This is a genomic window from Paractinoplanes polyasparticus (genome assembly GCF_019710575.1).
Lineage (GTDB): Bacteria > Actinomycetota > Actinomycetes > Mycobacteriales > Micromonosporaceae > Actinoplanes > Actinoplanes polyasparticus.
In genome coordinates this window covers 13449-29331 of record NZ_JAHWFK010000027.1, presented here as the reverse complement: position 1 = coordinate 29331, position 15883 = coordinate 13449, and the positions used below count along the sequence as shown (strand labels likewise).

The window sequence follows — 15883 nt, the reverse complement described above, 5'->3', positions numbered from 1 at the left end:
CCTGTGGGCATGCGCAGCCTCGACGACTGGCAACGCCCCGGGCCGACCCCGCGCCAGCGCCGCATCGACCTGGTCATCGGCCTCGTGGTGGTGGCCGCGGCGCTGTTGTACGTCATGCTCAGCCGCAGCGTCGGGCTGTTCGTGTGGGGCGTCGAGCGCAGCGCGGCCGAGCACCTCGCGTTCGCGTTCGCCGTCACCGTCCCGCTGATCTGGCGCCGCAGCCACCCCGAGATCGTCCTCGTGGTCATCGCCGTGGTGTTCGTCGCGGGCCAGGTCCGCGAGGCGCAGGAGATCCAGTTCGCCTCGGGTGCGATCTTCGCGGCGATCTACGCCGCCGGCGCCTGGGGCCGCGACCGGGGTCGTTCGCGCTGGCTGCGGATCACGGTCATCGCCGTGATGTTCGGCTGGCTCGCGATCGCCTGGCTCATGGCGGCCGAGTCGATCGAGGCCGGCGACTTCGAAGACGGCACCGGCGAGTTGCCCCCGCTGCTGTCCGCGCTCGTCGCCCAGGTGCTGCTGAATCTGGTGGTCTTCGGCTTCTCCTACTTCTTCGGCGAGACCGCCTGGCTGTCCGCCCGCCGCGAGGCCGCGCTGGTCGAGCAGGCCGAGCAACTGCGCGAGGCCCGGGCGGCGGCCGAGGAGCGCGCGGTCGTCACCGAGCGCATGCGGATCGCCCGCGAGCTGCACGACGTCGTCGCGCACCACGTGTCGGTCATGGGCATCCAGGCCGCAGCGGCGCGCCGGGCCATGGACCGCAACGCCGACACGGCCCGCGACGCGCTCACCTCGGTCGAGGAGGGTGCGCGGACGGCGGTCGACGAGCTCCACCGGATGCTGGGCGCCCTGCGCACGGCCGACGAGCCGGTGTCCGCGCCCAACGCCGGCGTCGACCGGGTGGCGGAGCTGCTCGACCGGGTGCGCGAGGCCGGGCTCACGGCCGAGTTCGCGGTCTACGGTGATCCGGTGCCGCTGCCCGACTCGACCTCGCAGGCCGCCTACCGGATCGTGCAGGAGGCTGTGACGAACGCCCTCAAGCACGCGGGAGCGTCCACGATCGACGTCCGGCTGCGCTATCTGGCCCGCGAGCTGGAGGTCGACGTGGCCGATGACGGGCGGGGCGCGGCGACGGCGGCCGGGGACGGCGGGATGGGGCTGGTCGGCATGCGGGAACGTGTGGCCCTGCTGGGCGGCGCGGTCGAGACCGGCAACCGGACAGCCGGCGGCTACCGCGTGCGCGCCCGGTTGCCGCTCAGCCCCGCGCAACGCGTCGGGGCATCGTCGTGATCCGGGTCCTCCTCGCGGACGACCACCGGCTGGTCCGCACCGGCTTCCGGGTGATCCTCGGGCTCGAGGACGACATCGAGGTCATCGGCGAGGCCGAGAACGGCGCCCAGGCTGTCGAGGCGACCGCCCGGCACTCCCCCGACGTCGTGCTCATGGACGTCGAGATGCCCGGCATTGACGGCCTGGAGGCAACCCGCCGGATCGTCGCCGCCGGCGGTGGCCCGTCCGTGCTGATCCTCACCACCTTCGACCGCGACGACTACCTGTTCGCGGCGCTCGAAGCGGGCGCGAGCGGCTTCCTGCTCAAGAACAGCTCGCCGGAATCGCTGGTCGAGGCGGTCCGAGTCGTGGCCCGCGGGGACGCTCTGCTGGCACCCGAGATCACGCGCCGGGTGATCTCGGCCTTCGCCCGGCCCGGAGCGCCGCGGGCCGAGCCGGCCGCCCGCCTCGGCGAGCTGACTCCGCGCGAGCACGAGGTGCTGGTCGAGCTGGCCGGGGGCGCCACCAACGCCGAGATCGCCGCCGCCCTGCACCTCGGCGAGACCACCGTCAAGACCCATGTGAGCCGCGTGCTGACCAAGCTCGGGGCCCGCGACCGCACGCAAGCGGTGGTGTTGGCGTACGAGTTGGGGGTCGTCCGCCCCGGCGGGTAGTCCTCCCTGCGAAGGACCCCCTGGATCATGCTCGAGCCGGACGCGTCGGCCGACCGTATTGCCTAGCGTCGAAGGCATGCTGAACGTCGATTCCGTCAGCCGCAGCTTCGGTGACCGGACGGTCCTGAGAGACGTCTCGTTCCCCGTCGGGAGCGGCAAACTGACCGGCTTCGTCGGCGCGAACGGCGCCGGGAAGACCACCACCATGCGGATCATCCTCGGCGTGCTGGCCGCGGACAGCGGCGAGGTGACGCTGGACGGCAAGCCGCTGACCCGCGAGATCCGCCAGCGGTTCGGCTACATGCCCGAGGAACGCGGGCTGTACCCGAAGATGACCGTGCAGGACCAGGTCGTCTATCTCGGGCGGCTGCACGGCCTGAGCAGTGCGGCGGCCGAGGAACGTACGGCAAAACTGCTCGAGCGGCTGGGGCTGGGCGAGCGGGCCGGCGAGAAGCTGGAGAAGCTGTCGCTCGGCAACCAGCAGCGGGCACAGGTGGCGGCCGCCCTGGTCCACGAGCCCGAGGTGCTGGTGCTCGACGAGCCGTTCTCCGGCCTCGACCCGATCGCCGTCGAGACGATGGTCGACGTGCTGCGCGACCGGGCCTCCGCAGGCGTGCCGGTGCTCTTCTCGAGCCACCAGCTGGAACTGGTCGAGCGCCTGTGCGACGACCTCGTGATCATCGCGGACGGCGAGATCGGGGCCGCCGGCGACCGGGGCGCGCTGCGCGCCCAGCACGCCCTGCCGCGCTACCAGCTCGTGGTCGACACCGACGCCGGCTGGCTGCGGGACCAGCCCGGAGTCACGCTGCTCGACCTCGAGGGCCCGCGGGCGGTCTTCGACCTCGACCCCGGCTTCGACGACCAGAAGGTGCTGCACGCCGCGCTCGAGCGGGGCCCGGTGCGGTCGTTCGGCCCGGTCGTCCCGTCCCTGACCGAGATCTTCCGAGAGGTCGTCCGATGACCACCTACGACGCCGCCAAGGTCGTCGCCGCCCGCGAGATCCGGGTGCGGCTGCGCGACAAGACGTTCATCTTCAGCACGGTGTTCTTCCTGCTGTTCGCGATCGCCGTCACGGTGCTTCCGGTCGTGTTCGGCGACAGCTCCGACAAGGTCGCGGTCGCCGACCAGGCCATCGCCGCCCGCCTGCAGCAGCAGCCGGACCTCGAGGTGCGGGTGGTCGCCGACGACGCGGCCGCCGAGCAACTCGTCCGCGACGGCGAGGTCGAAGCGGCCGTGGTGGCCGGCCCCGAGGTCATCGCCCTGCAGGACAGGCCGGGCGAGGTGGTGAACGCGCTCAGCACACAGCCGCCGGTGCGGCTGCTCGACCCGGACGCTGTCGACCCGTTCCTGGCCTACATCGTGCCGTTCGCCCTCGCGTTCGTCTTCTTCTTCACGTCGTTCCTGTTCGGCCTGCAGATCGCGCAGAGCGTGACCGAGGAGAAGCAGACCCGCATCGTCGAGATCCTGGTGGCCAGCGTGCCGACCCGGGCCCTGCTCGCGGGCAAGGTCGCGGCGCTCACCCTGCTGGCGTTCGCGCAGGTGGCGCTGATAGCTATCGTGACGCTGATCGGCGCCCGGCTGGCCGGGCTCGACAGCGGGGTGCTGACCCTGCTGCAGCCGACGATCGGCTGGTTCGTCGCGTTCTTCCTGGTCGGCTTCGTGATGCTGGCGGCCCTGTGGGCCGGGGTGGGCGCGCTGGCGTCGCGCCCCGAGGACCTCAACGGCGTCTCGCAACCGGTGCAGATGGCGGTCATGCTGCCGTTCTTCGCGGTCATCTTCCTGGGCGAGAACGAGTCGGCGATGCGGATCCTCTCGTACATCCCGTTCTCGGCGCCGATCGCGATGCCGACCCGCATCTTCAACGGCGACACCGCGGGCTGGGAGCCGTTCCTCACCCTGGTCATCATGGCCGTCACCGGAGCCGGCCTGCTCGCGGCGGGCGCCCGTGTCTACGAGGGGTCGCTGCTGCGCACCAACGGCAAGACCTCCTGGGCGACCGCCTGGCGCTCGCGCACCACAGGCTGACGCCTCGGCGGCACCGCCGCGTTGAGCGGCGGTGCCGCCGACCCGGCGCACGGGCCAGTCGACGGCCACCGATCGGCCGCACCTTGGTGGTGGACCTCACTGCCCGGGCCAGGCAGGATCATCGGCATGTCGATGCGATGGGGCATGACCGTTCCGTTGAGCGGGATCCCGCTGTCCGAGCACGCCACGGTCTACCGGACGCTGGCCGACGCCGGCTTCACCGACCTCTGGACCTCGGAGGTGGCCGGCTCGGACGCCTTCACCCCGCTCACCCTGGCCGCCGCGTGGGCGCCCGGCCTGCGACTCGGAACGGCGGTCGCGCCCGTCTTCACCCGGGGTCCCGGCCTGCTGGCGATGACCGCGGCCGCCCTGGCCGAGACCGCGCCCGGCCGGTTCCAGCTCGGCATCGGCGCCTCGTCGCCCGTGGTGGTCGGCGACTGGAACGCCGCCGAGTTCACCGAACCCTTCCAACGCTGTCGCGACATACTCCGCTTCCTGCGGCCGGCGCTCGCGGGCGAGCTCGTCGACGGCCAGTTCGAGACCTTCTTCGTACGCCGGTTCCGCCTCGAACGCCCACCGGCCGCGCCCCCGCAGATCATGCTGGCCGCGCTGCGTCCCGGCATGCTCCGGCTGGCCGCGGCCGAAGCCGACGGCGTGATCCTGAACTGGCTCTCCGCGCGGGACGTCCACACCGCGCTGGCCGAGGTCAAAACCGACAAGCCCGACTTCGACGTCGCCGCCCGCATCTTCGTCTGCCCCACCGACGACGCCGGCCACGCGCGCCGCCTGGGCCGCCGCATGATCGCCGCGTACCTCACGGTGCCGGCCTACGCCGCCTTCCACCGCTGGCTGGGCCGCGAAGAGGTGCTGACCCCGATGTGGCAGGCGTGGTCGTCGGGCGACCGCAAGGGCGCCCTGGCCGCGATCCCCGACGAAGTGGTCGACGACCTGATCGTGCACGGCTCGCCCGAGGAGTGCCGGGCCAAGGTCGAGGCGTACGTCCGGGCCGGCATCACGGTGCCGGCCATGGCCCTGCTGCCGACCCCCACATTGGACTCGGGCGACACGTCGGCCATCCTCGGCCTGCTCACCGCCCTGGGACGCTGACCCGACCGATTTGTCCGAGCAGTATGGGAGCGCTACCAGCTTTGCCCGGAAAGCGACTGCCCGAGGCGGGCGCGGGGAAACTACGATGCCGCTCATGGCATTGATCCACAAGGCGACTCTGAGTCCCACCAAGGTTGAACTGCTGGCGGCGTGGCTCCCGGGCCGCTCGTGGTTCGCGGGCGAGGCCGGCGCCCCGGTCGAGCGGGTGGCGTCCTACCGCTTCGACGACCCCGAGGGTGAGGTCGGCATCGAAACACTGCTGGTCACGGCCGGTAGCGGCCTGACCTACCAGGTGCCGCTGACCTATCACGGCGCCCCGGTCGAGGGCGCCGAGCAGTGGCTGGTCGGCACGACGGAGCACTCGACGCTGGGCATGCGCTGGGTGTACGACGCCACCGGCGACCCCGTCTACGCCGAGGCGCTGGCGCAGGCCCTGCTCACCGGCAGCGGCCAGGCCCAGGAATTCATGGAGGTCGACGGCCACCTCGAGCCCCGCCAGCCCAGCATGAGCATCACGACCAGCAACATCTCCACCGACATCGCCGAGGCGCGCGCCGTGACCGCGATCCTCAGCACCGACTCCTCCGACCCCACGGTCATCGAGACCGACAAGCTCACCCTGACGGTTCCCCGCCTGCTCAACCACGCCGTCTCCCCACCCGGCGCCGTCCTGTTCGGAACGTGGCCCGGACAGCCGGCTTCCATCGCCCTGGCCTTCGCCAACCCCCGCTGACGACCACCCCCGTCCCCCGAGCCTCCCGCCACAAGGCCCCCCGAGTGGCGGGACCAACTTCATCCCCACCACGCCGCCACGCCCGGGATGACGACGCGTGGCGTCCTCGCCGCTGGGCCGGAACTCGGGTACGGCCGTGCGTTGCAGTCAGGCCGTCCGCAACGGCGGGTTCCAGCGCGTTGCGGGTGGGTGCGGCCCACGCCGCGTATCTCTGAGAAGGCGTGACAGGCGCTCCGGAACGGAACCACCGCCCGGTCTTCCGGATTCAGCTCGTCCTGCACCTGGGGCGGAGCGCCGAGACGCGGAAAGGCGCACCCCCGTGGAGTGCGCCTCTCGTCGAGCCTGCCTGAACGCCAGGCCGCCCTCACTCGCTGTCGGCGAGGATGGCGTACAGCTTGCGCTTCGTTTCGTTCAGGATTTCCAGGGCCCGCTGCCGCTGCTCGGGCGTGCCGTTGAAGCCGACCTGCTTGAGCGCGCCCATGATGCCGACCGCGGCGTCGCGGAAGTCCTGCACCTGGGACATCGTGTCGTCGCCGATGCTGGCCCACGGCGGGTTCTCGCCGGCGGCCTCGGCCTCGGCGCGGCCGGCGTCGGTCAGGTGGTAGCTCTTGCGGCCGCCGGCTGCCTCGGCCTCGATGAGCCCCTCGTCCTCGAGCAGTTGCAGCGTGGGGTAGATCGAGCCGGGGCTGGGCCGCCAGATGCCGTTCGTGCGGGAGTCGAGCTCCTGGATCATCTCGTAGCCGTGCATCGGGCGCTCGAGAAGCAGCGCCAGCACGGCGGTGCGGACGTTGGGGCGTGAGCCGCGGCCGCCGCGCCGGGGGCCGCGACCGCCGGGACCGAACGGGCCGCCGGGGCCGAAGCCACCGCCGCCGAAGTCGCCGGGGCCGCCGAAGGGGAACCCGGGCGGGAAGGTGAAGCCGCGTGCGCGGAAGCCGTGGTGGCCGTGGTGGATGTTCCTCATGACTATCTCCGATCTGTTGCCGATACGTAGACGATATATCGGCAACAGATCGGCGGCAAGGGTTTCTTCGCGGGAAGAGGTTGCCGACGGGTGTGGAGGGTCGCGGATCTGGCAATGTGATAGCTGTGCTGACGGTGCCGATTCGCCAGCTCGGTGAGTCCGAGCGCGCGCAGGTCGAGAGAGTCCTCGACCGTGATCCCTACGCCGGCGCCCAGATCGCCGAGCGGGTGGCGGCGCACGGGCTCAGCTGGTGGCGCTCCGACGGACGGATCTTCGGCTACGGCCAGGGCCGTCGCGTCGAGTCGATCATCTGGTCGGGCGCCCATCTGGTGCCGGTCTGCTCGACGCCGGCGGCCACCGCCGCCTTCGCCGAGGTGCTCGGGTCCGAGCCGCGCATCTGCTCGTCGATCATCGGGCGGTCCGACGCGGTGCTCGACCTGTGGGACAGGCTGGGCGGGCAGTGGGGCCGGGCCCGCGACGTGCGCCCGCACCAGCCGCTGCTGGTCGCCGACCGCGACCCGTCGATCGCGCCTGACCCCGAGGTGCGGCTGGTGCGGCCCAGCGAGGTCGACGCCCTGTTCCCGGCCGCCGTGGCGATGTACACCGAAGAGGTCGGCGTCTCGCCGCTGCTCGACGACGGCGGACGCGGCTACCGGCGGCGCATCGCCGAACTGGTCAAGGGCAAGCGGGCGTACGCGCGCTTCGTCGGCGACCGGGTCGTGTTCAAGGCCGAGCTGGCGATCGTCACCAACCGGACGACGCAGGTGCAGGGCGTGTGGGTCGACCCGGAGTTCCGCGGCCGGGGCCTGGCCGCGCCGGCGATGGCCGCCGTGGTGCGCGACGCACTGCGACGTGTGTCACCCACGGTGAGTCTCTATGTGAACGACTACAACGCGGCAGCACGGCGTGTCTACGCCAAGTGCGGCTTCGTATCGGCCGGCTCGTTTGCGACGGTCCTCTTTTGAACGTACGCGGGGTGGACCGCACCCGTCCGACCGGACAGCCCAGCAATCAACGCTCCCGCCACGCCGCACAGCGGCCGGAAAGCATGAAGCCCCGCCGAAGCGGGGCTTCATCACGCCGTACGCGTCAGTGGACCGTGACCGTCGGGCCGGGGAGCAGGTCGCGCAGCTCGTCGGGGAGCTCGGCGCCCATCTCGTCGGCCAGGCGCAGGGCCTCCTCGACCAGGGTCTCGACGATGATCGACTCGGGGACGGTCTTGATGACCTGGCCCTTCACGAAGATCTGACCCTTGCCGTTGCCGGACGCGACACCCAGGTCGGCCTCGCGCGCCTCGCCCGGACCGTTGACGACACAACCCATGACGGCCACGCGCAGCGGCACCGGGAAGCCGTCGAGCGCCGCCGTGACCTGCTCGGCGAGCGTGTAGACGTCGACCTGGGCCCGGCCGCAGGACGGGCAGCTGACGATCTCGAGGCCACGCTCGCGCAGGCCCAGCGACTCGAGGATCTGGTTGCCGACCTTGATCTCTTCGACCGGCGGGGCCGACAGCGACACCCGGATCGTGTCGCCGATGCCCTCGGCGAGCAGCGCGCCGAACGCCACCGAGCTCTTGATCGTGCCCTGGAACGCCGGGCCGGCCTCGGTCACGCCGAGGTGCAGCGGGTAGTCGCACTGCTCGGCGAGCTGCCGGTAGGCCCGGATCATCACGACCGGGTCGTTGTGCTTGACCGAGATCTTGATGTCGCGGAAGCCGTGCTCCTCGAACAGGGAGCATTCCCACAGCGCCGACTCGACCAGCGCCTCGGCGGTGGCCTTGCCGTGCTTCTGCAGCAGGCGCTTGTCGAGCGAACCGGCGTTGACGCCGATGCGGATCGGGATGCCCGCGTCGCCGGCCGCCTTCGCGATCTCCTTGACCTTGTCGTCGAACTGGCGGATGTTGCCCGGGTTGACCCGGACCGCCGCGCAGCCGGCGTCGATCGCCGCGAACACGTACTTCGGCTGGAAGTGGATGTCGGCGATCACCGGGATCTGCGACTTCTTGGCGATCGCGGGCAGCGCCTCGACGTCGTCCTGCGAGGGCACCGCGACCCGGACGATCTGACAGCCGGACGCGGTGAGCTCGGCGATCTGCTGGAGCGTCTTGTTGACGTCGGCGGTAAGCGTGGTCGTCATCGACTGCACGCTGACCGGCGCGCCGCCACCGACCGGCACGTTGCCCACCATGATCTGCCGGCTGTGCCGACGTGGGGCCAGCGGCGGCGGGGGCACGGCCGGCATTCCGAGACTGACAGCGGTCACTTTCGCATCACCTGTTGAAGATCGTGATCGGGTTGATGATGTCAGCGGTGGCGGTCAGCAGGGTGAACACACCGCCAATGAGGATGACTGCGTAGGTGACAGGCATCAGCTTGTAGTAGTCGACGCGGCCCGGGTCGGGTTTACGCATCCGGGAGTAGAGCCACGAGCGCACCCGTTCGTACCAGGCGATCGCGATGTGACCGCCGTCGAGCGGCAGCAACGGCAGCAGGTTGAAGATGCCGATGAAGACGTTCAACGAGATGAAGACGTTGAGGAACAGCTCGGGCACGCCGTGCTCGAAGGCCTCGCCGCCGAGCCGGCTGGCGCCGATCACGCTGATCGGGGTCTCGGGGTCGCGCTCGCTGCCGGTGATCGAGTGCCACAGCGCGGGGATCTTGTCAGGGATCCGCTTCATGGCCTCGAACGTGTTCTTGAACAGGAACCAGCCGTAGTCGGCGGTCGCGGGGAACGCCTCGGCCGCGTTGTACTTGATCTGGGTCGGCAGGCTCTTGTAGTCCCAGCCGATGCCGGCCACCGAGACCGTGCTCGTCGGGCCGTCGTCGTCGGTGATCGGCTTGCGCTGGGCCGCGATCAGGTCGACCTCGGCCGTGGCGGGGGTGCCGTTCCGCTCGTACTGGAAGGGGACCTTGCCCGCGGGCAGGGTGCGGACGGCCTCGGTGAGGTCGCCGTACGTGGTGATCCGGCGGTCGCCGACCTGGGTGATCAGGTCGCCGTCGCGCAGGCCGGCCGCGTACGCCGGGCCGGCGACCCCGCCGTTCTGGCCGGGCACGCAATCCTGCTGGGTGGTCGGGATCTCGATCCAGGTGCACTCGCTGATCGTGATGACCGGCTTTTCCTTGGCCTGGTCGGCGTTCGTCTGCGGGTAGGCCGTGTTGGGCAGGCCGATCGAGATGGCCACGAACCAGGCGGCCACGGCGGCCAGCAGGAAGTGCGTGATCGAGCCGGCCGACATGACGACCGTCCGCTTCCACACCGGGAACCGCCACATCGCGCGGGGCTGGTCCTCCGGGGCGACGTCGTCGTCCTGCGGCGTCATGCCGACGATCTTGCAGAAGCCGCCGAGCGGGATCAGCTTGAGGCCGTACTCGGTCTCGCCCCGGTGGAACGAGAAGATCGTCGGGCCGAAACCGACGAAGTACTTGGTGACCTTCATGCCGAAGCGCTTGGCCGTGATCATGTGACCCAGCTCATGCAGACTCACCGAGATCAGGATGGCCAGCGCGAACGCGGCGAATCCCAGCCAGTAGTACATCAAGCTCCCTCTGCCGCCGTAGCGATCATCTGCTGCGCCTGGGCACGCGCCCACGATTCGGCGGCGAGCACCTCTTCGACGGTACTCGGCTCGGCAAATCCGGGAGCCGCCTCGAGGACCCGTTCCAACGTGTCGACGATGCCCAGAAAAGGTAGCCGACCGGCGACGAAAGCGGCCACACACTCCTCGTTGGCGGCGTTGTAGACGGCGGGCAGGCAGTGTCCCGCCCGGCCGGCCTGCTTGGCCAGGCGTACGGCCGGGAAAGCCTCGTCGTCGAGGGGCCGGAGTTCCCAGTTGTGGGCCTCACGCCAGTCGACACCGGCGGCGGCCCCCGGCACCCGCTCGGGCCAGGCCAGCGCGAGCGCGATCGGCAGGCGCATGTCGGGCGGACTGGCCTGGGCGAGCGTGGAGCCGTCGGTGAACTCGACCATCGAGTGCAGCACCGACTGCGGGTGCACCATCACCTCGATGTCGTCGTAGGAGACGCCGAACAATTCGTGCGCCTCGATCACCTCGAGCCCCTTGTTCACCATCGTGGCCGTGTTGATCGTGACGACCGGCCCCATGTCCCACGTGGGGTGCTTGAGCGCGTCGTCCGGTGTGACGTTCGTCAGCTCGGAGCGCCGGCGGCCGCGGAACGCTCCCCCGCTGGCGGTCAGCACGAGCCGGCGCACCTCGCCCGCGGAGCCGCCGCGCAGGCACTGGGCCAGCGCCGAGTGCTCGGAGTCGACCGGGACGATCTGCCCCTGCTTGGCGAGGCGGCGCACAAGCGGGCCCCCGGCGACCAGGGATTCCTTGTTGGCCAGGGCGAGGACGCGGCCCTCTTCGAGCGCGGCCAGCGTGGGCGCGAGCCCGAGGCTGCCGACCACGCCGTTGAGCACGACGTCACAGGGCTGCCGGGCGAGCTCGGTCATCGCGTCGGGCCCGGCCACGATCCGGGGCAGCTTGAAATCGCCGGTCGCCCAGCCGCGGCGCTGCGCCTCGGCGTAGAAGGCGAGCTGCAGATCCTGGACGACGGTGGAGCGGGCCACGCCGACCACGTCGACCGCGAGCTCGAGCGCCTGGGCAGCGAGCAGCTCGACGTTGCCCCCGCCCGCGCCCAGCGCGACAACCCGGAACTGATCGGGGTTGCGGCGCACGATGTCGATGGCCTGGGTGCCGATGGACCCGGTCGAGCCGAGCAGTACGAGGTCGCGCATGCCGCCCATCTTCCCGGATCGTCGCCATCGGCCCGCGTCGGCCTGTGGACAACGGGGTAAGAGGTGGCCATGCCGGGGTGGGTGGCGCGGGCGCGCCGAATCGTGAGTGCGCCGTTCCGGCCGCTCAAGGGGCGGGATCTGGCGTTGCACGCGGCGGCGGTCACGTTCTACGCGGGGATCGCGGTGGTGCCGATCGCGTTGCTGGCCATCTGGATCACCGGGTGGATCGCGGGGGCCGACCGGGTGCGGCGGCTCACCGGGCACACCATCGCGGCGCTGCCGGACGCGATCGGGGCGCCTCGGGCACTGTCGGCGCTGATCGAGGCGGGACTGCAACTGACGCCGCTGTTCGCGCTGGCCAGCCTGTTGCCGGCCACCCTGTACGGGGAGGGGCTCCGCCGAGCTTTTGTGTCTTTGCGTACGCCCGGGAGCGAGCCCATGGTCGGCTGGCGCGGCCGCCTGCTGTGGCTGCCACTGCTCGCCGCCGCTCCGGCCCTGCTGCTGGCCCTCTTCCTGGCGCTGCCGTCGACCAGTGCGCTCTGGATCCGGGGTGGCTGGTACTCCGTACTGGGCGTCGTGCTGTCGTTCCTGGCCGCCTGGCTGGTGCTCACGCCGGTGCTGATCTGGGTCTTCCGCTATGTGGCGCCCGGCCGGCCGCGCTGGCTGTCGACGATCCTGGTGGGGTCGTTCACCGCGGCCAACCTGTCCGGATTCCTGCACGGCTTCGTGCTCTTCTGTTCGCTTCCCCTCAACCTGGGGGCGCCGTTCGGCGGTTTCGACGAGATCGGCGGGACGGTGGCGGTGGGCCTCTGGCTCTACCTGTTCCACGTGATCGTGCTGGCCGGGTACACCGCCACGCGCAGTGCCAGCGCCTTTCAGACCCGACGTGAATCTTGACCTGATTTTTTCACGTACGAACAGTTGAGGAAACATCACGTACACCCGCGCTAGTCTCGGTCGTCATGACCACCCTCCCCGCCCGGACCGACGTAGTGATCATCGGAGCGGGCCACAACGGCCTCGTCTCCGCCGTCCTGCTCGCCCGCGCCGGCCTGAGCGTCGTCGTCCTCGAGGCCTCCGAGGTGATCGGCGGCGCCGCGCGCACCGAGCACCCGTTCGCCCAGGCCCCCGGTCTCGGCCACTCCACCGGCTCGTACCTGCTCGGGCTGATGCCGCCCGAGCTGCTGCGCACGCTCGACGTGACCATTCCCGTGCTGCGCCGCGACCCGCACTACTTCCTGCCCACGCCCGGCCCGGCCGGCTCGCCCTACCTGCTCTTCGGGCGGGACCACGCCGCCACCCGCGACCAGCTCGCCCGCTTCTTCTCGCCGCGTGACGTCGCCGCCGACGAGCAGCTCGCGGTCGAGATCGGCGCCCTCCGGGCCGACCTGGCCCCGGCCTGGCTCGAGGAACCCGGCAGCGTCGAGGAGACGGCCGACCGCTTCATCCGCCCCCAGCTGCAGAGCACGTTCATCGACCTGCTGCGCGGCTCCGTCGCCGACTATCTGGCCCGGTTCGGCTTCAAGAGCGAACTGCTGATGAGCATGTACGCCGTGACCGACGGCCTGTCCGGGCTGAACGCCGGCCCCGACGACCCCGGCACGGGCCACAACTTCCTCGCCCACAACATGTGCCGCCTGCCCGGCTCCGACGGCACCTGGATGATCGCCGAGGGCGGCATGGGCACGGTCACCCGCGTCTTCGCCGATGCCGCCCGGGCGGCCGGGGCCCAGATCATTGCCGGTACGCCGGTGTCGGCGGTCACCGTCGACGGCGGGGCCGCCAGCGGGGTGGTCCTGGCCGACGGCCGCTCGATCGGCGCACGGGTCGTGCTCGGCTCCTGCGATCCGTACCGGCTCATGTCGCTCGTTCCGGACGGCACCCTGCCGGCCGAGCTGACGTCGCGGATGGCGGCGGTCAAGCGCACGGGCACGACGTTGAAGCTCAATCTCGCCCTGAGCGGTCTGCCGGCGTTCAGCTGCCTGCCGCCCGGCACGGCGTCGCCGTTCGGCTCGACGATCCACCTGCTGCCCGGTTCGGCCGGTCTGGCCGGGGCGGGCGGCACCGACTCGCCGATGGCCGCGCTGCGCGCCATGTGGGCCGACGTGCAGGCGGGCCGGCTGCCGTCCGAGCCGACCATCGAGTGGTACCTGCACACGACCGTCGATCCGTCGCTGCAGGACGCCGCGGGCAATCACTCGTCGGCGCTGTTCGTGCAATCTGTGCCGTACGCGCCCGCGGGTTCATCCTGGGAAGCCGAGTTGCCCGGTTACGTCGACAAGCTGCTCGACATCTGTGAGCGCTACGCCCCCGGCACGCGCGACCTGGTGGTCGACATGATGCCGCTCACGCCGCCGGGCATCGAGGAGCACTTCGGCATCACCGGTGGCCACATCCACCACGTCGACAACACCGTGGCCTTCAACGAGCGCATGCCCTACTCCACCGGCCTGGACGGCCTATACGCCGGCTCCGCGGGCGCCCACCCCGCCGGCAGCGTGATCGGCGCCGCCGGCCACAACGCCGCCCGAAGAATCCTCAAAGACCTCAACATCTGATCCCCGCGTACGGGCGTCAGCCACCGGCGCTATTGGGTTTTCGAGCGTGACCACTCACGCACGTCGCCCGGATGGGTCGAGCGTTCTGGCGCGCCAGCGCCTGCTCGACCCGGCCGGGCCCTCGGCGTGAGCGACGGTCTGTAACCCGCCGCCCCGCTACGACATCCAGCTCTTGATCCTGGTTATTCAGCCGTCTTCTCGGCGCGAATCTTATGGCCGACGCTGGTCAGGCAGCGCCCACTCGGCAGGTCGAACTTCCAGCCGTGCAACTGGCAGGTCAGCACGTTGCCGTCCACGATGCCGAAGCGGCTCAGATCGGCCTTGAGATGGGGGCAACGGCGCTGGACGGTCCAGTCACCCAGCACCGTGTCCTCGGCCTCCACGGCCTTCTCGTGCTCGTCGTACCAGCCCTCGGCGTACTGCAGGCGCTCCTCGCTCAGGCACTTGAAGAACGCGTAGACGTATTCGTTGTACTGGCCGATGCGCGCGGCGGAGAAGCGGCAGCTCAGGAACAGCGAGTTGACCCAGTCGCCCTCGTCGATGTGGATCAGGTGCTCGATCAGGGCGCGGCCGGTCTTGAAGCGGTAGCGCACCTTTTCGTCGGCGTAGGGGCGGACCTGCTTGCCCGGGAAGTCGACGACGATCGACTCGACGATCTCGCCGTCGGGGCCGAACGAGTCGGTCAGGTCGAAGCGGACCGGGCCACCGACGCCCTGGGCCATGTAGAGCGACTCCTCGAGCAGCGGCTCGATGCGCTTCTTCATCGCGCCCAGCACGTCGATCTCGGGATGGCGCCAGGAGGCCTTCTCGGCCGCGATGACCGGGGCCTTGCGCTCGCGCATCTCTTCGAGGTGCTGCTGCTTGTTGGCGAAGAACTCGTCGACCGGCACGGGGTGGGTCGTCTCGGCCGACTTGTCGGACAGCGTGGTCACGCTGCCGGGAAGCAGGACGATGCCGTTCGTGCCGCCGACCTTCGCGTACTCCGCCATGAAGACCGACTGGTCGGGAAAGATGTTGCCCTCGTCACCGAAGATGTCGTTGAACTGCCAGAGGGTGTCGTCGAGGAAGCAGGGCGGGCCGGCGATCGGGAAGACGTGGTCGGCCTTCAGGTCGTCGATGTAGCGCCACGTGCGGTCGAACTGGCGGTCGCGCTTCTGCTTGCCGAAGGCCGTCTTGGCCGCCTCGGGCAGCTCGTAGACCATCGGGTACCAGATCGCGCCGCTGAACTGCAGCATGTGGGCGTGCACGTGGCCGAGCTCGTTGAACCGGGTGAGGTCGGTCGGGCGGGCGTCGTTCTGGTTGAGCACCCGGACGCCGTCGTGCTCGACCCACAGCGACGAGTCGCCGATCGGGCCGTCGGTCGGGCTGATCAGCGCCTGGATCATCACCTTGAGGCCGCCGTCGAGCTCGTGCACCTCGTCCGACTTCGTCTTCAGGAAGCTCTTGAAGCCCAGCTCGCGCAGCTCGTCCTCGAGCTGGCTGGTCGGGTACTCCGGCAGGAGCACCGTCGCCTTCTTGCTGATGAAGCGCTTCAGGTGCTCGGCGTCGAAGTGGTCGCGGTGCAGGTGCGACACGTAGAGATAGTCGACGTCGCCCAGCGTCTCCCAGTCCAGCAGCGAATTGTCAGGGAATGGGAACCATGAGGCGAAATATGCGGGATTGACCCACGGATCGCACAGAATGCTGCCGGCGGCGGTGTCGATCCGCATGCTCGCGTGTCCAGTGCCTGTGATCCGCACCTTTACTCCCTCGATCCAAGAACCCGACCGCATCGAAGGTACCGGGTCCGGGTTGGTGGGCCGCGCGCGGAGGCGTCGTGCGAAACTGG

At 70.5% G+C, this 15883-nt stretch carries 14 protein-coding genes; 9 read left to right on the top strand and 5 right to left on the bottom strand.

Features of this window, described 5'->3' with window-relative positions; all coding sequences use genetic code 11:
* Nucleotides 1-9: 9 nt before the first annotated feature.
* The 6 genes from KXC43_RS25260 (at nt 10) to KXC43_RS25235 (ending at nt 5802) form a co-directional block, all read left to right on the top strand.
* Complete coding sequence (locus tag KXC43_RS25260) at nt 10-1284, top strand: sensor histidine kinase (protein WP_221378629.1); 1275 nt, start codon at nt 10-12, stop codon at nt 1282-1284.
* Complete coding sequence (locus tag KXC43_RS25255) at nt 1275-1937, top strand: response regulator (RefSeq protein WP_221378714.1); 663 nt, start codon at nt 1275-1277, stop codon at nt 1935-1937. The genes KXC43_RS25260 and KXC43_RS25255 overlap by 10 nt, the downstream gene beginning before the upstream one ends.
* Nucleotides 1938-2013: 76 nt before the next feature.
* Nucleotides 2014-2898 carry an ABC transporter ATP-binding protein gene (locus KXC43_RS25250; protein ID WP_221378628.1) on the top strand — a complete coding sequence of 295 codons (885 nt, stop codon included), beginning with the start codon at nt 2014-2016 and terminating at the stop codon, nt 2896-2898.
* The gene (locus KXC43_RS25245) at nt 2895-3962 is read left to right on the top strand and encodes an ABC transporter permease (protein ID WP_221378627.1); all 1068 of its coding nucleotides are present in this window, start codon (nt 2895-2897) and stop codon (nt 3960-3962) included. The genes KXC43_RS25250 and KXC43_RS25245 overlap by 4 nt, the downstream gene beginning before the upstream one ends.
* 144 nt (nt 3963-4106) lie before the next feature.
* The gene (locus KXC43_RS25240) at nt 4107-5069 is read left to right on the top strand and encodes an LLM class F420-dependent oxidoreductase (RefSeq protein ID WP_221378713.1); all 963 of its coding nucleotides are present in this window, start codon (nt 4107-4109) and stop codon (nt 5067-5069) included.
* 94 nt (nt 5070-5163) lie between these two features.
* The gene (locus KXC43_RS25235) at nt 5164-5802 is read left to right on the top strand and encodes a CG0192-related protein (RefSeq protein ID WP_221378626.1); all 639 of its coding nucleotides are present in this window, start codon (nt 5164-5166) and stop codon (nt 5800-5802) included.
* 364 nt (nt 5803-6166) lie between these two features.
* Here KXC43_RS25235 and KXC43_RS25230 read toward each other — a convergent pair whose 3' ends face one another.
* A complete protein-coding gene (locus tag KXC43_RS25230) occupies nt 6167-6763 on the bottom strand; it encodes a PadR family transcriptional regulator (RefSeq protein ID WP_221378625.1) in 597 nt (198 codons plus the stop codon).
* A 125-nt stretch (nt 6764-6888) separates the two neighbouring features.
* Between KXC43_RS25230 and KXC43_RS25225 the strand changes: the two genes are divergently transcribed.
* Nucleotides 6889-7728 (top strand): GNAT family N-acetyltransferase, encoded by an 840-nt coding sequence (locus KXC43_RS25225; RefSeq protein WP_221378624.1) that lies wholly within the window; start codon nt 6889-6891, stop codon nt 7726-7728.
* A 124-nt stretch (nt 7729-7852) separates the two neighbouring features.
* Here the strand turns inward: KXC43_RS25225 and ispG are convergent, their stop codons facing one another.
* Genes ispG through dxr form a run of 3 tightly spaced genes read right to left on the bottom strand, consistent with a single transcriptional unit; the run spans nt 7853 to nt 11506 of the window.
* Nucleotides 7853-9025: a flavodoxin-dependent (E)-4-hydroxy-3-methylbut-2-enyl-diphosphate synthase gene (ispG, locus tag KXC43_RS25220; protein ID WP_221378623.1), complete on the bottom strand. Its 1173-nt coding sequence runs from the start codon at nt 9023-9025 to the stop codon at nt 7853-7855.
* Nucleotides 9026-9032: 7 nt separating this feature from the next.
* The gene (locus tag KXC43_RS25215) at nt 9033-10298 is read right to left on the bottom strand and encodes a M50 family metallopeptidase (protein WP_221378622.1); all 1266 of its coding nucleotides are present in this window, start codon (nt 10296-10298) and stop codon (nt 9033-9035) included.
* On the bottom strand, nt 10298-11506 hold the full coding sequence (dxr, locus tag KXC43_RS25210) for a 1-deoxy-D-xylulose-5-phosphate reductoisomerase (RefSeq protein ID WP_221378621.1): 1209 nt from the start codon (nt 11504-11506) through the stop codon (nt 10298-10300). Before dxr ends, KXC43_RS25215 begins: the two co-directional genes overlap by 1 nt.
* A 60-nt stretch (nt 11507-11566) precedes the next feature.
* Here dxr and KXC43_RS25205 point away from each other — a divergent pair, with 60 nt between their 5' ends.
* Nucleotides 11567-12394 carry a YhjD/YihY/BrkB family envelope integrity protein gene (locus KXC43_RS25205; RefSeq protein ID WP_221378620.1) on the top strand — a complete coding sequence of 276 codons (828 nt, stop codon included), beginning with the start codon at nt 11567-11569 and terminating at the stop codon, nt 12392-12394.
* Nucleotides 12395-12459: 65 nt separating this feature from the next.
* The gene (locus KXC43_RS25200; RefSeq protein ID WP_221378619.1) at nt 12460-14055 is read left to right on the top strand and encodes a phytoene desaturase family protein; all 1596 of its coding nucleotides are present in this window, start codon (nt 12460-12462) and stop codon (nt 14053-14055) included.
* 182 nt (nt 14056-14237) lie between these two features.
* Here KXC43_RS25200 and KXC43_RS25195 read toward each other — a convergent pair whose 3' ends face one another.
* Entirely contained in the window at nt 14238-15794 is a 1557-nt protein-coding gene (locus tag KXC43_RS25195) for a Rieske 2Fe-2S domain-containing protein (RefSeq protein WP_221378618.1), read from the bottom strand.
* Nucleotides 15795-15883 lie beyond the last annotated feature (89 nt).

Bases quoted from the DNA above. Each gene is read 5' to 3' on its own strand.
- KXC43_RS25215 (WP_221378622.1), bottom strand. From the start codon at position 10,298: ATGTACTACTGGCTGGGATTCGCCGCGTTCGCGCTGGCCATCCTGATC.
- KXC43_RS25245 (WP_221378627.1), top strand. From the start codon at position 2,895: ATGACCACCTACGACGCCGCCAAGGTCGTCGCCGCCCGCGAGATCCGG.
- dxr (WP_221378621.1), bottom strand. From the start codon at position 11,506: ATGGGCGGCATGCGCGACCTCGTACTGCTCGGCTCGACCGGGTCCATC.
- KXC43_RS25240 (WP_221378713.1), top strand. From the start codon at position 4,107: ATGACCGTTCCGTTGAGCGGGATCCCGCTGTCCGAGCACGCCACGGTC.
- KXC43_RS25250 (WP_221378628.1), top strand. From the start codon at position 2,014: ATGCTGAACGTCGATTCCGTCAGCCGCAGCTTCGGTGACCGGACGGTC.
- KXC43_RS25205 (WP_221378620.1), top strand. From the start codon at position 11,567: ATGCCGGGGTGGGTGGCGCGGGCGCGCCGAATCGTGAGTGCGCCGTTC.
- KXC43_RS25260 (WP_221378629.1), top strand. From the start codon at position 10: ATGCGCAGCCTCGACGACTGGCAACGCCCCGGGCCGACCCCGCGCCAG.
- KXC43_RS25230 (WP_221378625.1), bottom strand. From the start codon at position 6,763: ATGAGGAACATCCACCACGGCCACCACGGCTTCCGCGCACGCGGCTTC.
- KXC43_RS25200 (WP_221378619.1), top strand. From the start codon at position 12,460: ATGACCACCCTCCCCGCCCGGACCGACGTAGTGATCATCGGAGCGGGC.
- KXC43_RS25235 (WP_221378626.1), top strand. From the start codon at position 5,164: ATGGCATTGATCCACAAGGCGACTCTGAGTCCCACCAAGGTTGAACTG.